The following is a 21,687-nucleotide window of genomic DNA, read 5'->3' as shown; positions in this document are numbered from 1 at the left end:
AAGGTAGGCGTCACGTCTTTTGCGTAAATGAAAAAAATAATCTGAAATTTTGTTCAAATTGACAAAATTTCAGATTATTCTAATCATTAATCAAGCGATACAGCATACAAGCCATATACACATCGTAAAATTCTGAGTACACTGTCACATCTGTGCCAATCTGCTCACTAATTTTTTTAATACGATATTTCACTGTATTTTTATGAATATAAAGGAGCTCCGCACAGCGCTCCACACTAGCATTCGCATCCAATAAAAAGGTAATCAATGTTTGCAGGGAATCACGCTCCCGCAAAATGGGTTCTATGACAGACAGATGTTCTTCAATGATTTCTTCTCCCTGCCTACTAACATCTATAGCCCTTTTCATCGAACGTACCTCTGCTGCCGTAAACAACGTTCGCATGGGATAAATGGTATGCGCCTTAGCCCCTACCTGATTAACCAATTGATACATTTGGCGCACAGACTTTGTATTTTTCATTTTAGGTGCATAAACGATTTCCGCAATTTGATCATCAAAATTGGTGGTTTCACAATATTCGACTGCAATGTCAAACTCATGGTGCTTATAAAGACAATTCCCTAACAGCACAATAACACATTGATCCATGCACTGTATTACTCTTGTTTGGTAATATGTTGACAGTTGCTCATCTAATTCATCTCGAATTCTTTTTTCATCGGCAAGATCATGCATGTACACTAACCACATCATCTGAATGGCAGAAACATCAATATGAAGGAGATTTGCTAATCTTCTCATTTTCTCACTTTCATCATTGATAATAGCTTTGACTAAGGCATATTCACTTACCTCATCATGCTTATCCCCCCATAAATTAATCGCAACTTGCACCACTTCACTTACTTTATCAATCGTTTTAGTTGGCAGTTTTGTATTTTCTTTTATCAGAAATAGATAAAGAGGCTCGCCATTTTTTTGGTGTACTTTTTTATATTCAACAACACAGGAGACAGTACTTCGTTGGAACTCGAATGTTCCTGCTTCTCGATGGAAATTCGATTGGCTACATTCCGCAATGACCTTCGCCACATCTAATGTTGAATTTCGTGGCCACATCACTTGGTTCACAATATCAAAATGACTATTCGTTAGCAGAATATTGGCTTTCAAACGATCCGAAAGCATTTTTAACGTAATTTCTACACTTCTTAAATGCTCTGGCAGTAAGGATACCTTTTCTAACGTCTCTTTGACAAAATGATCATTGACTCCTTGATGACTAATAATGGCTTCCATAACCTCATAAATAACCTCATTATAGCGCAGGGAATAATCATTTCTTGGCATACAGATGATAATAAAGCCCTGTGATTCTGCTAGTGTCAGAACCTCCTCTGGAATATCAGGCAACACAATCCCTACATAATATAAAATAAGACCTAGCTCGCCTAAATCATGTAAATGCTGAATCGTTTCACATTGCTGTTCCACACTATTTCGAATGGAATAAAATGAGCTAATAACAAGCTCCTCTGCATACCATTCCTCTTGTACACGGTTAATAATTCTGGAATAAAAATCAACATTCGATACTTCTAACACGGATAAAGAAGATACAGTACGATGAAGATTATCTCGACCCGTTAAAACCTCTGCCCCTCGAAAGGATGGCAAATGTAATAATTCATTGACCGTTACCCCCATGTTCAACCACCACTTTTCTCTACAACATCTTTTGAAGAAGAATACCATATCCCCTATAATCTTTCAAAAACCATTTTCTCTCTTGTTCAACTTCAAGTGTGTAAGTGATAAAATAAAAACTAAGTTTAGAAGGTAAGAGAGGAATTTAACCATGTCAAATCTGACAAATAGAGATTCATCAGTGGGCATAAACATCCGCGAGAGCTTACTGGCTGATTGTCAAAGCTGTTTTGGCTTATGCTGTACGGCTTTAAATATTGTTGCTTCAAGTGACTTTGCGATCAATAAACCAGCAGGCTCACCATGCCCCAATTTGCAGGATAATTATAGCTGTACATTCATAGTGAACTAAGAGAAACAGGCTTCAAAGGCTGTACGGTTTTTGATTGCTTAGGTGCAGGACAGCAGGTTTCACAAGTCACGTTTCAGGGGCAAGATTGGCGACAATCCCGTGAGCATGCTGACAAGATGTTTCGAGTATTTCCAATGATGGAACAGCTTTACGAAATGATTGCGTATGTGGCAGAGGCATTATCCTATCCAGTGAATAACGACCTTTACGAGCAGCTTCTAGCTCAATTGGAATTGCTCCAACAAACAACAGAATTAGATGCAGATGCCTTATTAGCACTGGATATGGTAGCTATACGTGTGCCTGTCAATGCACTATTGCTCAAAACAAGCGAACAAATTCGTCTACATAGCCTAAAGGGGAAAGCTTCTAAACAATTGAATCAGCGTGGGGCTGATTGGATGGGCAAAAATTTAAAGGGCAAAGATTTACGTGGAACGGACCTTCGAGGTGGCTATTTAATTGCGGCCAATTTACAAGATGCTAATTTACGAGAGGTAGATTTCATCGGAGCTGATTTGCGGGATGCCAATTTGCGCGGTGCAGACCTGTCGACAAGTATGTTTTTAACCCAAATGCAAATCAATGCAGCACAGGGTGATCGCTACACGAAATTACCTTCCTATATAAAGCGACCTGCCCATTGGCAATAAAAAAGGTAGATGACGTTTTCAGTCATCTACCTTTCTCTTTAAGCTTGTTTCTTTTTATAGATGACAGTAGCTGCCACTAACACTAGTAAAATAGCTTGACCAATCATTGTTTCCACAGTTGGATAGAAGCCAATCAAGCTCATAACCGGTAAGCGATCGACAATTGTTGAAGACAAATGATCAGTGAGCTGCAATGTATGCAGGCTAACACCAATAATTTTAAAGGCTAATACGTAAATTAAAATGGTCGCTACCGCAAAGAATTTATGAACTGGAATTTTGCCACTTGCTTTAAACAAGACAATGGCAAGTACTGCAAGAATCAGCAGTGCTACGACAATCCCGAGGATAAATTGTGAGGTCTCCATTTTCGGGGCAATACCCGCATAAAAGACAAGTGTTTCCGCCCCTTCACGAAAGACTGACAAGAAGCTGATTGCAGCCATTGCCACAATAGAGCCACTGGAAATAGCCTGACCCATTTGCTTCGAAATATAGCGATTCCAACTGACCACATTGGATTTACTATGCAGCCAAATGCCGACACCAATCATCATAGCAGCCGCTAATAAGCCGACATAGCCTTCCATTAATTCTCGATTCGTATCAATCGTAGCTGAATTTAAAATGGTCGACATAAGAATAGCTGCGACGGCTGATAAAAACACACCGACAAATGCACCAACATAAATCCATTTTCGCATCTTCTTCTGACCTGATTTTTCAAGAAATGATACTAAGGCTAAAATAATAAGTAATGCCTCTAGTCCTTCACGTAGCAAAATTAATGCGGCGTCCCATATTGTATAATCGGAATCACCTTGGATGAGCTCGATTTCAGTACGGAATGTATCTAATTGCTTTGTCAGTGCTTCTTGATTTACAGTAGATTTTAATAAATCACTCGCAATAATAGGCATATCACTTTCAATTTTCGTATAAAGACTGCCATTTCGTGTGGAGATTTCAATTTCTACACTTGGCCATATCGTAATAAACTCACGCACTTTATTTGAAGCCGACTGATAATCACCAGCATCAATGAAATCTTGAGCCTCGTCAATATAGGCAATCAATGTAGCTAACGAATAGTCACCTTCTACTACTTCAGCTGTTTCCTTTCCTGCCACAAAATCCTCAATCGTTTTTTGTAAATCGGCAAATTGAGTTTTCATTAGCGCTATATCTGGTTCCTCAGCGGAAATAGAAATACGAAGAAATGCCATTTGTGTTTCGATTTGTCCATACATCGCAATACTTTGCTCCCGCACAGGTCGCTCATTTTTATTCCATTTACTATTAAAATCTTTATAAGCTTCTTCAATGGCCTGACGATCTCCGCTTGCCAAAGCCTGTTCAAAGTCTGCCATAATTGGCTTAAATTTTTGTCCAAACTCTGTTCGCTGTGCCGCTTCATCAACAGGATTTTCAAGCTTTTCTAAGTCACGTAACGCATTCGATAGAGCCGACAGCGCCTGTAAACGTTGTTCCTTGGAAGTGGCATTCGTGGCCTGTTGAAGAATTTTATCGACTTTGGCTTTTGCCTCTGTTTGTTCTGAAGAAACGTTAGCCCAGTCCGTAGCAAATTGTTCAAGAGCTTGCTTGGCCTCCGTCTCTTTATCCTGCTTTGTATTCATCAGTGCATCACTGATCGCAATATATAAATGACTATAAGATTGCGCAGCTTGCACAGGCAAAGCTAAAGTCAGGATGAAGGCGATGACCATACTACAGCGCATTAAAAAGTGCTTCACCTAAATAACTCCCCTTTTGTACACCAGGGAAGCAAGCAAACACGGCACTGCCTCGATGGGTAATGTACTCATTCATTTTATCCATTCGCCCTAAGCTATTTTGGATTGTTGTAAATTGGGCTGGGTCCTTTTGAAAGGAGATAAAGATAAGCCCTGCATCATGGGTTCCTGTATTTGACATAACACCTGATGCATATGAATAGGAACGACGTAAAATACGCGCACCTGATTTCCGTGCCAAATGGACATGTGATGTATCAGGCATAATATAGTTCCCTTTCTCATCCTTAGCCTCTACATCAAAATCATCAAATTCCTTTGTTTTGCCAAAGGGTGCCCCACTGTCACGGTAACGTCCAAAGGTTGCTTCTTGATCTTTCAATGATGTGCGATCCCATGTTTCAAGATGCATTTGAACTTTACGCGCAATTAAATAAGAGCCGCCTTTCAGCCAGCCTTTATCCACCCATACAACCTTATTTAAATCTTTCTCATCCGTAATCGCTGGATTCACGGTGCCGTCCTTGAAGGCAAAGAGATTTCGCGGTGTTCCTCCACCAGCAGGAAACGAGTTAAAGCCAGCCTGAGACCATTTAATTTCTACTTTACCAGATGCAGCTCGCACTAAATTTCGTACAGCATGGAAAGCCACCTGCGGATCATCTGCACATGCTTGAATACACAAATCACCGCCTGTATATTCCTTCTGTAGCTGATCTTTCGGGAAATGTGGTAAATCTTTAAGTTCTGCCGGTTTTAAATGCTGCATGCCAAGCTTATCGAAGAGCGATGGACCAACACCAATCGTAATAGATAAATTGGCCGCATCTAAGCCCTCTGCCTCTCCTGTATCACCAGTTGGCACTCTTGTATTCGTCGATACATCCACCATTAATTCACCGTTCATTAAACGAACAACAAGAGGTGTCCACTGCTGGAACAATTCTTGTAGCTCTTTCTTCGTTGTCACTAAAACATCCAAAGAAGCAAAATAAATATTCTTTTGCACAGGTGTCACAATACCTGACTGATGCTTGCCATAAAAATTGACCTTATTGCTAGCTGTCGTACTATCTTCTACCGTTTCAAAGACATTATAGCCCATTGCTTTCATGACACCGCCTAAGCCAGAAGCACCGATGGCAACACCTGCAACCCCAATGCCTGTCAGCTTCAGCATATCACGTCTAGAAATTTTCTTATTGATCCATTTTTCATCGTTTGATGTTGTCATTTATGTTCACTCCAAAATGATCCCCATTTGACTTAATGGTTCTCCAAGCTGATTAACAGCTGCCGCAAGTGCTTTTGTGTTGTCCTCTGTTAATTCCTCGAATGACACATAGCCACCATTAGCCGTTGCATGCTGTGCTAATAAATCGTCCACTGCCTTAAATTTTTCATCAAGTGTGGCCACTAATTTTTCATCTTTTGCTTCTAATTTTGAGCGTAGAATATCAAAGATTTTTTCTGCCCCTTCAATATTCGCTTTAAAATCATAAAGGTCTGTATGGGAATAAATTTCTTCCTCACCTGTAATTTTAGATGTCGATACTTCATTTAATAAGTCTACTGCACCTGTTATCATTAAATCCGGCGTCACTTCAACTGTTTGCACAAGAGCGTGCAATTCCTTCGCATCTGCAAGTAGCTGATCTGCTACAGCTTCATAGCCTTTTGTTGTATTTTCTTCCCATAATGCATACTCAAGCTTATGGTAGCCAGACCATTCTTCCTCGCCCTTGCCTTGGTCTTTGATATCTGCTAAACGTCCATCAATACGTGGATCTAGGTCTCCAAAGCTTTCTGCGATTGGCTCAGAGCGCTCAAAGTACATACGTGCTGGTGCATACGCTGCTTTTGCGCCTTCAATATCGCCTGCCTTGAATAAGTTTACAAATTTCTCTGTTTCTAGTAAAAATTGATCCATTTGCTCTAACGCAAATTGTTGATAGGCAGTTAGTTCATTAGTTAAATCGACTGCTTGTGTCGCTTGCTCTGACTGCTCTGTTGCCGGCTTGTCCTCTTTTTTTACTTCTTCTGTATCGCCACAGCCAGCCATTAGAATGCCTCCTGCTACTAATACTGACAATAATGATTTATTTTTCATCCTTCGTTCCTACTTCCGAATTAGTTTTATATTGTGATGATAATGATTATCATCCTCCATTGCAATATATTTTTTTTGAAAAAGAAAAAAACGTCATTTTTCAGTTGATCTACACAACCAACTAGAAAAAAGACGTTTTTTCTACAATATAATGATTCTAATCTACGAAATATTCGCTTGTTTGATTTTCTCATGTTTCCCATGTAAGAAATAATAAAGCACAATTGATACTAAAATGACAAACACCATCGAAAAGAAAATGGCGCTATAGCCCATAGAGGGAACAAATAATCCTAAGAAATAAGGCCCGACACCTAAACCGAAATCGTAAAATATAAAATAAGTCGAAGTAGCAAGTCCTAAACGCTCATTAGGTGTTACTTTGATCGCAATGGCCTGTGCAACGGAGTTGAAGTTACCATAACCAATACCAATACATGCAGCAGCAATTAAAAGAGCCATCGTAGTCGTCGCTGAGCTAAAAGCATACATACCGATAGCAAAAATAACTAAGCATGGGTAAATAATGATATTGGCTCCTCTTGTATCAAGTAGTTTTCCTGTAAATGGACGTGTAGCCAAAATCACAATGGCATAAATAATAAAGAAATAACTACCGGCTGATACAAGATTTAACTCTTTAGCATAAAAGGTCATAAAGGACATAACACCTGAATAGGCAAAGCCAATCACAAGTGCAACAAAGGCGATAGGCACAGCACGCATCTCAATAAAGTTTGTCACCTTAAAGCCAGCCTTCACAGCTGAATCCTTCGCTTTCTTCGGTGCATCTGGCACTGTCACGATAAAATACATAAAAAAGCAAATAATAGCTAAAACGGAATCCACGGCAAAAATCATACGATAATCTTCAAAAAGCTGTGTTAATAAAATACCAATAAATGGTCCAATAGCTGTAGCTAAAATCGCACTTAAGCTATAATAACCAATCCCTTCACCACGTCGCTCAGGTGGTAAAATTTGCGCAATAATCGTCCCTGTTGCTGTACTAGCGATACCAAGGGCAATCCCCTGCACTAGACGATTTAACATCAGCAATGGCAAATTACCTGCTATAAAGTAAGACATCGTGGACAACATAAATAATAGTAATCCACAAAATAATGTTTTTTTACTACCCCAATCACCAATAATACGTCCTGTACCAAGACGTCCTATCAGTGTCCCGATAATAAAAATACTCGAAACAAGCCCTGCTGTACTTGTCGAAGCATTAAAATGCTCCACAGCATAAGCCGCAATCGTAACCATTAATAAATAAAAGATTAACGTAATGGTAAAATTAATAAGTGAGACAATTAAAAAATCCTTTGTCCATAGTTTCTTTCTGGTTGCTTCCACGTTACTCTCTCCTATTGATTGATATTCATACAAATTCTCGCTAAAACCTTGGTCGCAATTTCAATCTCTTGCTCTGGCACACCTGCTAGGGCATGCTCAAAAAACGGACTCAAATGCAACTTAATCTCCTGCACCAGCTCATCACCATGCGCCGATAAATGGACAAGCTTCTCACGCTTATCCTTGCCCGCTACTGTCTCCACATAGCCTAACTCCACAAGCTTATGCACAAGCTTCGTCACACTCGGCTTCTCGATCGACATAAAAGTAGCGATATCTACAAATGAATGTGGACCTCTATCTTTCAAAAAACGCAGTACAGCCCACTGCGAACTATATAACTGATAAGGCTCAAGCTGCACATTCAGCTGATTAATAAAAGGCCTATACATTAAACGATACTGATTAAAAAACTCCTGCTCAATCGTCACAACATCACTTCCTTTTAAATTAGTTAGCCTAGCTAACTATATACCTAAAAACTCTATTTGTCTAGTAGGAAATAAGCGAAACGTCGCTCTTGGGGTATGTGCTATTAGCCTGGGATGTGTGGTTTTGAGAGAGGTCTCCTTCACTTTTATTGCTCTATCCTTCACTTTCAGCATCCTATCCTCCACTTTCTCCGCTCTATCCATCACTTCGTCCGTTCTATCCGCTACTTTCTCCTTCTTATCCGTCACTTTTTGCATTCTATCCACCTGCTTCATGCGTATCCTTCACTTTCTCCGCTCTATCCACCACTTCGCGCGTTCTATCCGCTACTTTCTCAACCTTATCCGTCACTTTGAGCATTCTATCCACCCACTTCACGTGTATCCTCCACTTTCCCCGGTCTATCCACCTGCTTCATGCGTATCCTCCACTTTCCCCGCTCTATCCACCACTTCGCGCGGTCTATCCGCTACTTTCTCCTTCTTATCCGTCACTTTCAGCATCCTATCCACCTGCTTCATGCGTATCCCCCACTTTCTCCGCTCTATCCATCACTTCGCCCGTTCTATCCGCCACTTTCTCCTTCTTATCCGTCACTTTCAGCTTTCTATCCACCCACTTCACGCGTATCCTCCACTTTGCCCGCTCTATCCACCACTTCGCGCGGTCTATCCGCTACTTTCTCCTTCTTATCCGTCACTTTCAGCATTCTATCCACCTACTTCAATCGTATCCCCCACTTTCTCCGCTCTATCCATCACTTCGCCCGGTCTATCCGCTACTTTCTCAACCTTATCCGTCACTTTGAGCATCCTATCCACCTGCTTCATGCGTATCCGCCACTTTCTCCGCTCTATCCTTCACTTCACGCGGTCTATCCGCTACTTTCTCCTTCTTATCCGTCACTTTCAGCATTCTATCCACCTACTCAATCGTATCCTTCACTTCCCCCGCTCTATCCTTCACTTCGCGCGTTCTATCCGCTACTTTCTCAACCTTATCCGTCACTTTCAACATTCTATCCACCTACTCAATCGTATCCTTCACTTCCCCCGCTCTATCCTTCACTTCGCGCGTTCTATCCGCTACTTTCTCAACCTTATCCGTCACTTTCAGCTTTCTATCCACCCACTTCATGCGTATCCTCCACTTTCTCTGCTCTATCCACTACTTCGCGCGTTCTATCCTTCACTTTCTCCGCTCTATCCATCACTTCGCCCGTTCTATCCGCCACTTTCTCCTTCTTATCCGTCACTTTCAGCATTCTATCCACCTACTCAATCGTATCCTTCACTTTCCCCGCTCTATCCTTCACTTCGTGCGGTCTATCCCCTACTTTCTCCTTCTTATCCGTCACTTTTTTCCTTCTATCCACCTGCTTCATGCGTATCCCCCACTTTCTCTGCTCTATCCACCACTTCGCGCGGTCTATCCGCTACTTTCTCAACCTTATCCGTCACTTTCAGCTTTCTATCCACCCACTTCATGCGTATCCTCCACTTCCCCCGCTCTATCCTTCACTTCGCGTGTTCTATCCGCTACTTTCTCAACCTTATCCGTCACTTTCAGCATTCTATCCACCCACTTCACGCGTATCCGCCACTTTCCCCGCTCTATCCATCACTTCGCGCGTTCTATCCGCCACTTTCTCCTTCTTATCCGTCACTTTGAGCATTCTATCCACCTGCTTCAAGCGTATCCCCCACTTTCTCCGCTCTCTAGCAACCTATTTCAAGCGCCATTCCCCTCTACAACACCAAAAGCTACAATTCAGACCGCTTGAATTGTAGCTCTTAGCTCTCTATTCCATAATCCAATATTTTCGATGCTTTTTGACACCCTCCGCTTTCAATGGGAGTTGTTGCAACAACTTGTATGCAAGGTTTGGGGATGCAATGGCAAAGAATTCTCGAAAACTTCGATTGGTCAGCTGCTGCCCGACTAGTAACCTGTAGTCCTCTAATGTTCGAACCAATGCATCATCGTCCACCAATCCACAGCGTGGGCACGTCCATTTTTTATAGTGATACGATAATCGCTGCCCATTAACACATTGTGGACATAACACACCTTTCGTCATTTCCTTGAGCGGTACCTCTACCTCTTTTTTCAACTTTATTTGCAGGGATAATAAAAGGTTGGCGAATCGCAAAAGGTCTACTCTTACTCTAGGTTGATGCCGCTCCATCCATTTTTGTAAATTAAATCGTAACCCTGCCACATGAAAGATAGGCAGCCCCTCAAATCCTTTTGTCAAGATACCATTTCTCGTTGCCAATACCACCGCATGCAAAACTGGTAAATCAATCCGTTCCTTCTGTACTAGTTTTTTCATCCATACTACATGCCGTTCCAGCTGAAGAAATGGATCCGTCATGCCTTCGACTGTACCATCTGGGGTCGTACGTGTTAATTGAGCGAATGAAGCATCGTATGAAAGTTTGCCTGTAATATTTTTGATTTCTAGGATGAGGACAAAGTGAGGACAGAGGAAGATGGTGTCCATTTGATGGGTAGAACCAAAGTCATTCATTGTTTGAAAGTCATGGAGAAAATAGTGGGGGGATGGTAAGTCTAGTTCAAGCCATTTTGCATCAACGAGCTGTTCACCAGCGAATCCTGCCTGTAGACGCCTTAAATGCTCACAATAAAATGTAAATTCACTATGGGATACAGGAAGTCTTTGTATAAGTGCCTCTAGCATCTTTTGCGTCTCTGATGTTTGACGTGCTAATAAAATCATCTAATCACCTCCTGCCATGATTATATAAAAAAAGAACCTCAACGAATGAGGTTCCTAAAAACTTGTTATATAGAATGTTTAAAATAAATATTTCCCTATTTTCGCTAGAACAAAAGTCTTTTCTTTCGAGCATCACTTAATTTTGATTCATACTTTTCTAGACATTCTTCCGCAATAAATATAAGAAATAAGGTGCACCAATAAATGCCACGACAATACCAGCAGGGACAGTTGCGCTGGCGATGGCAACACGTCCAATCGTATCAGCCAGCATAAGCAAGCTCGCTCCAATAAGTAATGTTAGTGGTAAAAAGAATTGATAGCGTGGGCCAACGAGTTGTTTGGCAATATGGGGGGCCATCAAACCAATGAAGGCTACACCACCTGTTATCGATACCGCAGCAGCCGCTAACGCAACCGCGACAATTAATAATCGCAAACGTTCTCGCCCTATATTCATGCCGAGGCCTACCGCTGTTTGCTCTGTCATAGCCAAGACATTCAAGACATTGGCCTTGTAAAAAATATAAGGAATACCTAGCACAAGCCAAGGTACTAATGCCCAGAAAAATGGCCAATCCGTGCCCCATACATTACCGGCTAGCCATTGTGCAATAAATTGTACATCACTACGCTCGGCTGAGGAGATTAATACCATCATGACTCCTGATAGAGCTGAAGCGACCCCTACCCCCACTAAAATAAACTGCACGGGATGCACACCCTTATTGCGCTGATAGGAGAAAAAGTAAATCGATAGGGCTGTTAATAAGGCACTGCAAAAGCCTACAGCAGGTAAGACATAAGCAAAGTGAGGGAGATCCCCCTTCACTAATAAATAAAATATAGTAATCCCAACTCCTGCACCCGCACTAATCCCAATCATTCCTGGATCCGCTAAATCATTGCGAGTAACGCCCTGCAACACAGCGCCTGCTAAAGCTAACGCCATGCCTGCAGCAGCTAGCACAAACATTCTTGGTAAGCGGACCGAAAATAGCACGAAGGACTCTTTAAAACTTCCATCGCCGAGCAAGGTTGGAATAATACGATCAATGGATACAGAAGCAGCACCTAATGATATGCCCATAACAAAAATAAACAGAGTAACAATTAGCCAAAGGATTAACCATTTGCGCTGTTTTTTACGACCGTCTTTAAACAAATTGGCGTCCTCCCTTCCGCACTAAAAGTAGGAAGAATGGTAGACCAATAATTGAAATAATCGCCACAACAGGTGTTTCATATGGTGCGTTAATCATACGCCCTGCAAAATCAGCTGTCACCATAAACCAGCCGCCAACAATAGCGCTCATCGGTAAGACAAAACGATAGTCGGTTCCTACAAATGCACGAACCATATGCGGCACCATTAAGCCAACAAATGCTAGATTCCCAACGAGTGCCACCGCTGAGCCTGCAAGTATGACCACTACAAACATCATTATACCTTTAATCATCGTTGTATTTTGCCCAACGCCCACTGCTACCTCTTCATTTAAACTTAAAATCGTTAATTGGCGACTAAAAGCAAACGCTAGCAGTAAACCAATCACAATGACAGGTACGATTAATAATGCCTGCCATGTTGTGCCAATGAATCCGCCACTTGTCCACATGGATACATCCTTGGAAATTTGAAATAAAATGCCTGTCCCTTCAGCGATTGCTTGTAATAATGCCGTTACAGCCGCACCCGCTAGCACAAGCTTCAATGGTGAAAAGCCTTTTTTAGTAGAAGCACCCACTCCATAAACTATCATCATGCCAATTCCAGCTCCAACAAAGCAGGCTAAAATTAACGTATAATATGAGAATTTCGGAATAAATGCCATCGTTAAGGCAAGGGCAGCATTGGCCCCTGCCGTTAAACCAAGCAGCCCTGGATCAGCTAATGGATTTCGTGTAACCCCTTGCATAATTGCTCCAGCGACAGCGAGTGCACTACCAACAAAAATAGCTGCAATGATACGAGGAAAGCGAATTTCTCGTAAAATCGTGTAATGTTTACCACCACTTTGTCCGACAATTGCTTGAAAGACATCTTGAATACTCGTATTCGCTGCCCCTAAGCACAACGAGATACCGGCCGTACCAAATAATACGGTCAAAGCAAGCAATACCTGAAGCCAAAATGGAAGCTTTCGAAACTTTGTCATTTGCCTTCGCTACTCTCTACTCAATTATTGTAAAAATTTCTCTTCAAAGAACTTTAACTGATACTCTAATGTAATAGGATCATTGAAGTAAAAGGCATTGGCATTCACTTCAAATAATTGACCATTTTTCACTGCTTCTAAATCTTTAAACCACGCAGCATCAGTGAAGGAATTATCTTGATCTTGGAACATACTAAAGATGACATAGTCCCCTGCATAGTCCCCTAATACTTCTTGAGAAATCGCATAGTAGCCTGGCTCTAGAGCAGTTTCTTTTACTTTTTCAGGCATCTTTAAGCCCATTTCTTGATAAAGGATTTCTGTTCCACGACCCCAATTATCACCGTAAATATAAAACTGTTTATTAAAGTTTTCTGCCACTGTGACAGTTGCATCTTCACCGATTTTTTCTTTAATTTTTTTACCAGTTTCAGACGCACGTGCTTTAAAATCTTCTACCCATGCCGTTGCTTCTTTTTCTTTATTTACAACTTTCCCTATTTCAATAAACTGTTGAAGATAATCTACTTTGCCATACGTAAATAACACTGTCGGCGCAATTTCTGATAGTTTATCAGCATTTTCAATTCCACTTAAGCCAATAATTAAATCAGGCTCTAGCTCAAGAATTTTTTCTATATCTGTATTTTCAACAACCACTGCATCTTTAATAGCATCTTCGAAGTTTGGATTTTTCGCTGCCCAAGCATCCACACCTACAACATTTACATCAAGCTGTAATAAATCCCCTACAAATGACGATAATACCACTACTCGTTTAGGATTTGCTGGTACTTCCACAGGACCTGTCTCTGATTGATAGGTAATTGTTTCTGCTGACGTTGCTTCTTTTGAGCCTTCATCTGCCTTCTCTGTTTTCTCTTCTTTATTGCCACACGCTGCAAGTACTAATACAAGCATCATGAACATAGGTAATAGCCACTTTTTCATTGTCCTTCTCCTTTTATACCGTTTGTAATAAGTCATATGTAATGCACATTGGTTTATTTGTTCGTGGATCCTTGCCAATGACCGCATCAATATTAAATACTTTTTTCAATACTTCTGGAACCATCACTTCTTCTGCAGTTCCGAATTTCACCAGCTCACCTTGTGAAAGCGCTACAATATAATCTGAAAAACGTGCCGCTTGATTTAAATCATGGAGGACCATGACAATGGTACGTCCTTGTTCTTCATTGAGCTTATATAGCAGCTCTAAAACCTCAAGCTGATGCGCCATATCTAAATAGGTTGTGGGTTCATCTAAAAAAATAATGTCAGTCTCCTGAGCTAATGCCATCGCAATCCACACACGCTGACGCTGTCCACCAGATAGAGCATCCACAGATTGTAAACGGAAGTCTGTTGTTTTGGTCACCTGTAGAGCCCAATCGATTACCTCTTTATCCTTTTGAGATAAATTCCCAAAGCCCTTTTGATAAGGAAATCGACCGTAGGATACTAGCTCTTCCACTGTTAAACCATGTGCACTTTCTGGACTCTGTGGTAGAATTGCCAGCTCTTTAGCCAATTCTTTCGTTTTCATCTTGGAAATCGTTTGACCATCTAATATGACCTGCCCACTCTCATGCTTTAAAATACGCGTAATGGCCTTTAATAACGTTGATTTTCCACAACCATTTGAACCAATAATCGTCGTAATTTTGCCATCTGGAATTTGCAATGATAAGTCATGCACAATGGTTTTGCTCTCATAACCAACACGTATCGAGTCAACTTCTAAACGCAAAACGGACCCTCACTTTCTTTTTACTTATTTCCATGCTATGATATTCATAGTTAAAAATGATAATCATTATCACTAGAATTAGTCTAGTTTTCCGATAAGATTTTGTCAATTACTTTTTTACTATTCATTAAGGATGTGGCAATAAAAATGCAACCTATATACGATGTGACAATTATTGGCGGAGGCCCTGCTGGCTTATATAGTGCCTTTTATAGTGGTTTACGTGGATTAAAAACAAAATTATTGGAAAGCCAACCACAGTTAGGTGGAAAAGTATTACTGTATCCTGAAAAGTTGATTTGGGATATTGGCGGACATCCTCCTGTGTTAGGCGAGCAGTTTGCTAAACAGTTAATCGAGCAAGCAAAAACGTTTGATCCTACGATTTTGACTAACACAAAGGTAGATTTTATTGAACGCCAGGATGATCTATTTATCATACATACAGCGACGGGTGAAAAGCATTATTCGAGAACAGTGCTGTTAGCTGTAGGAGGTGGCATTATCAATCCACAAAAGCTAACACTTGAAGGTGCTGAAAAATACGAAATGGCGAATTTACATTATACTGTACAATCCTATAAACGCTTTGTTGATAAGGATATCTTGATTTCAGGTGGTGGCAATGCGGCCATTGATTGGGCTGTTGAATTAAGCCCGATTGCCAAAAGTGTGACCGTTGTTTACCGTAAAGAGAAGTTATCTGCACATGAAGCAACTGTACAGGAAGCACTGGATGCTGGTGTACACATTGAGTGTAATACAACTATTACAAAGCTTACTGCCAATGCTAATAAAACGGCTATTCAATTAGTGACATGTGAAAACACGACAACTAAACAAAGCTATATTCGTCAAATCGATGAGGTGATCGTAAGCCACGGCTATAATTGTGAAGCATCCCTCACATTTGATGAGGCCATTGCTGTTCCTAAAAAGGATGATTATTATGTAGAAGGAAGAGCAACTGGAGAGACGGCACAGCCTGGCATTTTTGCAGCAGGAGATATTTTATCGTTTGAAGGAAAAATTAATTTACTACTTGGGACATTCCAGGATGCGGCTAATGCCGTTAACTCGATTAAGACTTATTTAGAGCCATCAGCCTATCGTCATGGTATGGTCTCCTCTCATAATGAGCTATTTAAAGAAAAAAATCGTTCTATTATTGAAAAGCAACTTGTCCAAGTCAATTAAACACTTTTATGTACCCTCTTAAGATCCTTCTCTTAAGAGGGTTTTTAGCTTTTATTTAAATAAACTTAGTAATGACCCCATCTGCCTTAACATATTGACTCCATTCGTAATCGTCCCAGCGTGCCCCATAATCGTATTTAAATGATCAGGCAAATTCCCTAATCTTAAACCTTGTGATTGTTGGTTAGGAGAATAGTAAGGTTGTTGTATGGATCTACCTCGAAAAGGTGGGCCAAAATATTGTCTATTGCTCGGCGGATATGATCCCCTTCTAGCATTTGGATGGAAATATGGCATTTATACACCCCCTATCTGAAAGCTTCAAGATAGTATATGTGCGAATTTTAAGGATGAATTAGACATTTGAAGAAGTGTTAAAAATAATATATTTCGTAAGACACTACTATATGGACGTCACCTTACTAGTTTTCTTGTCATACTATAAGAAAAAAGAAGGTGTTTATTATTCAAAGCTCTAATTATCTCCAATTTTTAGCTAAATTTGGTATCGGAGGTGCACATCCTGGGGGCATTAATCTATCAAAAGCACTTTTTGAACATGAGAATATCCAGCGAGGTGTAGACATTTTAGATGTGGGGTGTGGCACAGGGCAAACTGCTGCTTATTTAGCTTCCTTCTATCAGGCAAATGTCACGGGCATCGATGTTCATCCTCTTATGATCGAAAAAGCTAGACAACGAATGCAAAAAACTCATTTAGCTGTCAACCTTATAGAAGGCTCGATTGAGCAAACCTCAATTGAAAAAGAGTCTTTTGACTTCATTCTTGCCGAATCGGTTCTGGCCTTTGTCAATCAACAACGGGCTTTACAAGAGATTTATCGTTTATTAAAAAAAGGGGGCCGCTTTATTGCCATTGAATTCACCCTTCCTGCAATACTTCCCTCCCAACTAGCACAAGAAATCCAGCAGTTTTATGGATTTGAATCTCTTCTTACGAAAAAGGATTGGGTCACATTATTGCAGCAAGCTGGGTTTCACAATATTCGAATACAAAAAAATAAATCCATCTCGTCTCAGCACGAATTTCATTTTTCCCAACATATTGAACCCGAATTACTAGATGTAATGGATGAGCATATGACGATGAACGAAAAATACGGAAAATATTTGGACTATCGTATTTATTCATGTACAAAATAAATGAGCCAGCTTCTAATGTTGCTGGTTTTTTTGCCGTTACAGCAATTTTATGACACCTGTCATCTAGATTCTTTGACTGCTGTGAATAGGTTTTCTCTTTATAATTTCTTATTCTTAAAACATAAGAAAACAAAAGAAAGAGTGATTAAACTTATGCAAACACAACAACGACTCCCCTTTATCGATATGTTAAGAGGCTTTGCTGTCTTAGGAACACTTGGCACAAATATTTGGATTTTTGCTTATCTAGGAGATTTATCGTATATCACAACGAGTAATTATTCTGGTTGGTGGTCCTTCAATGACTTTTTACGAATGGTCGTCCTATTTTTCGTCAATGGGAAGCTCCTTGGGCTGTTAACCATTATGTTTGGGGTAGGCTTACAATTAAAATACCAACAAGCTCTACGAAGAGGAAATGCTTGGCCGGGCGTCTATCTTTGGACAATTGTCTTTTTAGGTTTGGAAGGATTGCTGCATTATACACTTGTCATGGAATACGATATTTTAATGAGCTACGCAGTGACAGCTTTCATAGTTGCCTTCCTAATCCGATTAGGTGACAAAGTGATGACATGGGCTTTCTATCTGTTTGGTAGCTTTCATGTCCTTATGATTCTATTGATTTTCATTAGTAGCCTACAGGGTACAATTATTTCCTTCAATGGTATGGAAACTGTGGCTGCTCTATATGAACAGGGCACATGGCTTGCACAAGTTCAACATCGTCTGACGAATTTTTTATTTTATCGAACAGAAGCCATTTTTATTATCCCAATGAATGTCTTTTTATTTTTACTTGGTGTGAAATTCATGCGCAATGAGGTATTTTCGCAGCATGACAAAGGACGTCAAGCTCGTCAAAAGCTCTTTAAAATCGGTATATATATTGGCCTACCGTTAAATTTACTGTTATTTGTTCCTGGTGGACTGTTTGATTTACCTGTTCGCTATTTATGTGCTCCTATTCTATCAATTGGCTATATTGGTATTTTAGGTAAACTGGTAGAATATAAGAGACTGGATTGGCTGTGGCAATGTTTTGCACAAGTTGGCAAGATGTCTTTGAGCTGTTATGTCCTCCAAAACGTGCTGGCTTCTATCATTTTTTATGGCTGGGGGCTTGGCTTAGGAGGTCAATTAAATAGCATTGTTATTATCAGTATTTGGCTAGCCCTATCTTGCCTACAGCTCATGTTAGCGTCATTTTGGCAGCAGCGCTTTCATATGGGCCCGATGGAGTGGATTCGTAAAAAAACCATTCAAGCGATGACACAGTAATACGCAACAAAGGATGGTGTATGAAATAAAAATTTATCCTAGAGAACAAATAAAGCATTATTTAATCATCGATGTGATGTCCTTGATTGTTTTAATAACGATGGTGTTATGGTCTCATTCAGCTCTCCCTTTGGCAGCTCGAATATCGATTTTAGGCTTGTATCTCGGTGCCTTCTATATAGCTTTATGGCATCGAGATTGGAGGTTGCTTGTAGCTTCACTTGTAGCCTTCCTCCTTATTACTATCCTCGGTATATATGAGGACATCTTTATGCTGATTTTCGGATTTACCTTTGCCGATTTATTAGGAAGAGCCAAATCGAAATGGCATATCGCGATTGGGATGCTTGGTATAGCTGTCATGTTTTTAGGCGTCATGAAACTTACTACAGATTCGCTAGTAACAGTTGAATCACAGGTACTAGCACCAATGATGATTATTCAAATGGTGTTTCCTGTCCTTATTTATTTTGTAGAAAAGTCGAAAAACCTACAATCTGAATTGGCTGATGTCAATACGCAGCTCGTTCAACAAGAGGAACGACAGCGAATTGCTAGAGATCTCCATGACACGATTGGTCATACGCTGACGATGATTAAAATCAAAACAGAGCTAACGACTAAACTAATCGACCGAGATCCTTCAAGTGTCAAACAAGAATTAAATGAGATACTAGCCACTACTCGTACCGCCCTAAAACAAGTACGAGAGCTCGTATCTGATATGAATTTTGTATCATTACAGACCGAGTTAATACACTGTCAGCAACTATTACAAAGCGCGAATATTACAACAACGCTACACAATCAATGCCCTACAATCGTCCTTTCTAGCGTGGAGGAAACGATGCTTGCTTTATGTGTACGAGAAGCTACGACAAACCTCCTCAAGCATAGTGAGGCAAAAAAATGCCACATGACAATCCATTGTCACAATGGACTGTATACGCTAGAGATGAAAGACGATGGAATTGGATTATCGCAGAAAGGGCTTGGCAATGGCATCCATTCAATGAAAGAAAGAATGCAAGTTCTTCAGGGCTCGGCCACGGTTGAAAATAACACACCTACAGGTACAAGTGTGGTACTAACCATACCCATTCAAGATGGAAAGGAGCCTCTAACATGATACGTGTATTACTAGCTGAGGACCAACAAATGCTACGGGGTGCCTTAACATCGCTCTTATCTTTTGAACCAGATATTGAAGTAATAGCAGAAGTGTCAGATGGTCAAAAAGCATGGGACTACATTCAACAGGAGCTACCTGATGTTTGTGTCGTAGATATAGAAATGCCTCATTTGTCAGGATTGGAGCTTGCAGAAAAAATTAAACAGGCTAACCTCCCCTGCAAAGTCATGATTGTCACAACTTTTGCACGCCCGGGCTATTTACAAAAAGCGATGGACTGTGAGGTTCACGGCTATCTACTAAAAGATGAACCCATTGATTATTTAATCGCTACAATTCGGAAAATCATGCAAGGAGAAAAGGTAGTCAGCAAGGATTTAGCCGCTACCTTATTTATGAAAGAGCATAACCCTTTAAATGAACGCGAAATTGCCGTACTACAACTTGTTCAAGAAGGCTTAACGACAAATGAAATTAGTAAACGATTATTTTTAACAAAAGGCACCATTCGCAATTATTTATCAACCTCTATTCAAAAGCTACAGGTCGAATCTAGACAGCAAGCCGCTCAGGTAGCACGTGAAAAAGGCTGGCTATAGCTAAAAAATCTCGCCACAGCATGTGACGAGATTTTTATTTGGATACTTTACATCTATTAGGTTTCAGGTTTTAGGTTTCAAATGACAGATTCATTATTCTATTAAAAATTATTTTCCTTGTAGAACTACATTTGTTGCTGTGGCCCAGTTGTTTAATGGCATAACTGTATAACTTACATTCGCTTTTAACGTGCCACCGTTCGCAACATCAAAGATACCTACAGCACCTTTACGTGATGAATAGCGATACTGTGCTTGTAATGTGCTACCATCATTTCCACGTAGCTCAACACTTCTTCCTGCTAGTAAATCAGATTGAGGATCATTTGTTAATTGTAATTCGAATGATTTTTCATCAATAGCTTTTGCTGATTGTAGTGTAAATGGTGCGATTTCTTGTGCTACAAAGCTCTTTACATCCATTTCCGCCCATTGTGAGTACACGCGATATGTGACACCTGGTTTTAATATTTGTCCAGCCGGTAATCTAAATTGAGGAGCTTGTCTGCCATCTGCTGCTTGCGTGAATGGTACATAGTTTGCTACAAACTCTTCTCCTTCACTTGTTTTCACTGTCACATAGCGGTCACGTAATGAAGATATAACATCAAAACGTTTGCCACTCGCATCTCGATTATGACGATCTAAGCTAAATGCTAAATCTCCACGACCAGCGCGATATGCTTCAATAATATTGGCATAGTCCACAACGCCATCCTCTTGGAATGATTCCAATGTAAATGTATCGTTTGTTACTTGCTCCACATTGCGCACAAATACTTTTTCATCTGTTCCTTCAAAAACTTTATTCCGCTGTTCTTTATAGCTCAATGTATAGATGAAGTCATCTTCTTGGAATGTCGTCGGTACAATATATGTACTCTTAGATCCTGTCATTAAGCGTGGCACATTGACAATCTCTAAATCTCCATTAAACGTAAAATGCTGTTTAATTGCATCTAGATTATTCAGATCTACATCAGCTGCTGCTAACGGCTGGTTAAATGTAATTTGAAGTGTCATTGTATTTAATGGCTTAATATTTGTAATCTTTGCTACTTGCTCATTTTCGGCAGCTGTTACCACTTTCTTACTTGCTGCCTCTGCATTCAAAGGCTCGTTAAATGTAACAAGACCTGCTGATAAAACGGATAATGCTAATGCTGCTGGAACCATACGTTTTCTTAATTTCATCTATAAAACTCTCCTTTTTGGTGTCATTTGGTTTACAAGATTTATCATAAAGCCCATATCTAAACTGCCAATAAATAAACTATTAAAAAAAAATAAAAAAATAAGAAAAATAATTTAAGAACAACTAGAA

The 21,687-nt window shown here is 40.2% G+C and carries 20 protein-coding genes and 1 pseudogene; 6 read left to right on the top strand and 15 right to left on the bottom strand.

Going from position 1 to position 21,687, the window contains the following annotated elements:
• Positions 1 to 79: 79 nt before the first annotated feature.
• Positions 80 to 1,672, bottom strand: coding sequence for a PucR family transcriptional regulator (locus OU989_RS08485; RefSeq protein ID WP_274796707.1), 1,593 nt, complete (start codon positions 1,670 to 1,672; stop codon positions 80 to 82).
• A gap of 151 nt (positions 1,673 to 1,823) precedes the next feature.
• Between OU989_RS08485 and OU989_RS08480 the strand changes: the two are divergent.
• Positions 1,824 to 2,677, top strand: a pseudogene (locus OU989_RS08480) (pentapeptide repeat-containing protein).
• 38 nt (positions 2,678 to 2,715) lie between these two features.
• Here OU989_RS08480 and OU989_RS08475 read toward each other — a convergent pair.
• The 12 genes from OU989_RS08475 to OU989_RS08420 all read right to left on the bottom strand — a co-directional run bounded on the left by OU989_RS08475 (position 2,716) and on the right by OU989_RS08420 (position 14,990).
• Positions 2,716 to 4,431 carry an FTR1 family protein gene (locus OU989_RS08475; RefSeq protein ID WP_274796706.1) on the bottom strand — a complete coding sequence of 572 codons (1,716 nt, stop codon included), beginning with the start codon at positions 4,429 to 4,431 and terminating at the stop codon, positions 2,716 to 2,718.
• Entirely contained in the window at positions 4,406 to 5,665 is a 1,260-nt protein-coding gene (efeB, locus tag OU989_RS08470) for an iron uptake transporter deferrochelatase/peroxidase subunit (protein ID WP_274796705.1), read from the bottom strand. The genes OU989_RS08475 and efeB overlap by 26 nt, the downstream gene beginning before the upstream one ends.
• A gap of 6 nt (positions 5,666 to 5,671) precedes the next feature.
• A complete protein-coding gene (gene efeO / locus OU989_RS08465; RefSeq protein WP_274796703.1) occupies positions 5,672 to 6,541 on the bottom strand; it encodes an iron uptake system protein EfeO in 870 nt (289 codons plus the stop codon).
• Positions 6,542 to 6,703: 162 nt separating this feature from the next.
• Positions 6,704 to 7,903: an MFS transporter gene (locus OU989_RS08460; protein WP_274796702.1), complete on the bottom strand. Its 1,200-nt coding sequence runs from the start codon at positions 7,901 to 7,903 to the stop codon at positions 6,704 to 6,706.
• A gap of 11 nt (positions 7,904 to 7,914) precedes the next feature.
• Entirely contained in the window at positions 7,915 to 8,334 is a 420-nt protein-coding gene (locus OU989_RS08455; RefSeq protein ID WP_274796701.1) for a MarR family winged helix-turn-helix transcriptional regulator, read from the bottom strand.
• Between the two features lie 36 nt (positions 8,335 to 8,370).
• Positions 8,371 to 8,592 carry a hypothetical protein gene (locus tag OU989_RS08450; RefSeq protein WP_274796700.1) on the bottom strand — a complete coding sequence of 74 codons (222 nt, stop codon included), beginning with the start codon at positions 8,590 to 8,592 and terminating at the stop codon, positions 8,371 to 8,373.
• A gap of 863 nt (positions 8,593 to 9,455) precedes the next feature.
• On the bottom strand, positions 9,456 to 9,599 hold the full coding sequence (locus OU989_RS08445; protein ID WP_274796699.1) for a hypothetical protein: 144 nt from the start codon (positions 9,597 to 9,599) through the stop codon (positions 9,456 to 9,458).
• Positions 9,600 to 10,136: 537 nt separating this feature from the next.
• Entirely contained in the window at positions 10,137 to 11,078 is a 942-nt protein-coding gene (locus tag OU989_RS08440) for an NERD domain-containing protein (RefSeq protein WP_274796698.1), read from the bottom strand.
• Between the two features lie 157 nt (positions 11,079 to 11,235).
• The gene (locus tag OU989_RS08435; protein ID WP_274796696.1) at positions 11,236 to 12,243 is read right to left on the bottom strand and encodes a FecCD family ABC transporter permease; all 1,008 of its coding nucleotides are present in this window, start codon (positions 12,241 to 12,243) and stop codon (positions 11,236 to 11,238) included.
• Entirely contained in the window at positions 12,236 to 13,237 is a 1,002-nt protein-coding gene (locus OU989_RS08430; RefSeq protein ID WP_274796695.1) for a FecCD family ABC transporter permease, read from the bottom strand. Before OU989_RS08430 ends, OU989_RS08435 begins: the two co-directional genes overlap by 8 nt.
• A 24-nt stretch (positions 13,238 to 13,261) precedes the next feature.
• Positions 13,262 to 14,188, bottom strand: coding sequence for an iron-hydroxamate ABC transporter substrate-binding protein (locus OU989_RS08425; protein WP_274796694.1), 927 nt, complete (start codon positions 14,186 to 14,188; stop codon positions 13,262 to 13,264).
• Positions 14,189 to 14,201: 13 nt separating this feature from the next.
• Positions 14,202 to 14,990 carry an ABC transporter ATP-binding protein gene (locus tag OU989_RS08420; protein WP_274796691.1) on the bottom strand — a complete coding sequence of 263 codons (789 nt, stop codon included), beginning with the start codon at positions 14,988 to 14,990 and terminating at the stop codon, positions 14,202 to 14,204.
• Between the two features lie 147 nt (positions 14,991 to 15,137).
• Here OU989_RS08420 and OU989_RS08415 point away from each other — a divergent pair, with 147 nt between their 5' ends.
• Entirely contained in the window at positions 15,138 to 16,187 is a 1,050-nt protein-coding gene (locus OU989_RS08415) for an NAD(P)/FAD-dependent oxidoreductase (protein WP_274796690.1), read from the top strand.
• A 51-nt stretch (positions 16,188 to 16,238) separates the two neighbouring features.
• Here OU989_RS08415 and OU989_RS08410 read toward each other — a convergent pair whose 3' ends face one another.
• Positions 16,239 to 16,484, bottom strand: coding sequence for a hypothetical protein (locus OU989_RS08410; protein WP_274796689.1), 246 nt, complete (start codon positions 16,482 to 16,484; stop codon positions 16,239 to 16,241).
• Positions 16,485 to 16,643: 159 nt separating this feature from the next.
• On the opposite strand from OU989_RS08410, the gene OU989_RS08405 reads away from it, so the two are divergent.
• The 4 genes from OU989_RS08405 to OU989_RS08390 all read left to right on the top strand — a co-directional run bounded on the left by OU989_RS08405 (position 16,644) and on the right by OU989_RS08390 (position 20,363).
• Positions 16,644 to 17,351 carry a class I SAM-dependent methyltransferase gene (locus OU989_RS08405; protein ID WP_274796688.1) on the top strand — a complete coding sequence of 236 codons (708 nt, stop codon included), beginning with the start codon at positions 16,644 to 16,646 and terminating at the stop codon, positions 17,349 to 17,351.
• Positions 17,352 to 17,504: 153 nt separating this feature from the next.
• The gene (locus OU989_RS08400) at positions 17,505 to 18,632 is read left to right on the top strand and encodes a DUF418 domain-containing protein (protein WP_274796687.1); all 1,128 of its coding nucleotides are present in this window, start codon (positions 17,505 to 17,507) and stop codon (positions 18,630 to 18,632) included.
• Between the two features lie 13 nt (positions 18,633 to 18,645).
• Positions 18,646 to 19,761: a sensor histidine kinase gene (locus tag OU989_RS08395; RefSeq protein WP_274796686.1), complete on the top strand. Its 1,116-nt coding sequence runs from the start codon at positions 18,646 to 18,648 to the stop codon at positions 19,759 to 19,761.
• Positions 19,758 to 20,363 (top strand): response regulator transcription factor, encoded by a 606-nt coding sequence (locus tag OU989_RS08390; protein ID WP_274796685.1) that lies wholly within the window; start codon positions 19,758 to 19,760, stop codon positions 20,361 to 20,363. The genes OU989_RS08395 and OU989_RS08390 overlap by 4 nt, the downstream gene beginning before the upstream one ends.
• A gap of 108 nt (positions 20,364 to 20,471) precedes the next feature.
• Here the strand turns inward: OU989_RS08390 and OU989_RS08385 are convergent, their stop codons facing one another.
• The gene (locus OU989_RS08385) at positions 20,472 to 21,557 is read right to left on the bottom strand and encodes an Ig-like domain-containing protein (RefSeq protein ID WP_274796684.1); all 1,086 of its coding nucleotides are present in this window, start codon (positions 21,555 to 21,557) and stop codon (positions 20,472 to 20,474) included.
• Positions 21,558 to 21,687: the final 130 nt, after the last annotated feature.

This window comes from Lysinibacillus irui, assembly GCF_028877475.1.
Classification (GTDB): Bacteria; Bacillota; Bacilli; order Bacillales_A; family Planococcaceae; genus Lysinibacillus; species Lysinibacillus irui.
This window is presented reverse-complemented; position numbering and strand designations above follow the sequence as displayed.

What these genes read in the sequence shown, in the direction of transcription:
- OU989_RS08485 (WP_274796707.1), bottom strand. Translation starts at nt 1,672, where the DNA reads ATGGGGGTAACGGTCAATGAATTATTACATTTGCCATCCTTTCGAGGG.
- efeB (WP_274796705.1), bottom strand. Translation starts at nt 5,665, where the DNA reads ATGACAACATCAAACGATGAAAAATGGATCAATAAGAAAATTTCTAGA.
- efeO (WP_274796703.1), bottom strand. Translation starts at nt 6,541, where the DNA reads ATGAAAAATAAATCATTATTGTCAGTATTAGTAGCAGGAGGCATTCTA.
- OU989_RS08450 (WP_274796700.1), bottom strand. Translation starts at nt 8,592, where the DNA reads ATGCAAAAAGTGACGGATAAGAAGGAGAAAGTAGCGGATAGAACGGAC.
- OU989_RS08445 (WP_274796699.1), bottom strand. Translation starts at nt 9,599, where the DNA reads ATGCTGAAAGTGACGGATAAGAAGGAGAAAGTGGCGGATAGAACGGGC.
- OU989_RS08440 (WP_274796698.1), bottom strand. Translation starts at nt 11,078, where the DNA reads ATGATTTTATTAGCACGTCAAACATCAGAGACGCAAAAGATGCTAGAG.
- OU989_RS08430 (WP_274796695.1), bottom strand. Translation starts at nt 13,237, where the DNA reads ATGACAAAGTTTCGAAAGCTTCCATTTTGGCTTCAGGTATTGCTTGCT.
- OU989_RS08425 (WP_274796694.1), bottom strand. Translation starts at nt 14,188, where the DNA reads ATGAAAAAGTGGCTATTACCTATGTTCATGATGCTTGTATTAGTACTT.
- OU989_RS08415 (WP_274796690.1), top strand. Translation starts at nt 15,138, where the DNA reads ATGCAACCTATATACGATGTGACAATTATTGGCGGAGGCCCTGCTGGC.
- OU989_RS08410 (WP_274796689.1), bottom strand. Translation starts at nt 16,484, where the DNA reads ATGCCATATTTCCATCCAAATGCTAGAAGGGGATCATATCCGCCGAGC.
- OU989_RS08400 (WP_274796687.1), top strand. Translation starts at nt 17,505, where the DNA reads ATGCAAACACAACAACGACTCCCCTTTATCGATATGTTAAGAGGCTTT.
- OU989_RS08395 (WP_274796686.1), top strand. Translation starts at nt 18,646, where the DNA reads ATGGTGTATGAAATAAAAATTTATCCTAGAGAACAAATAAAGCATTAT.
- OU989_RS08390 (WP_274796685.1), top strand. Translation starts at nt 19,758, where the DNA reads ATGATACGTGTATTACTAGCTGAGGACCAACAAATGCTACGGGGTGCC.
- OU989_RS08385 (WP_274796684.1), bottom strand. Translation starts at nt 21,557, where the DNA reads ATGAAATTAAGAAAACGTATGGTTCCAGCAGCATTAGCATTATCCGTT.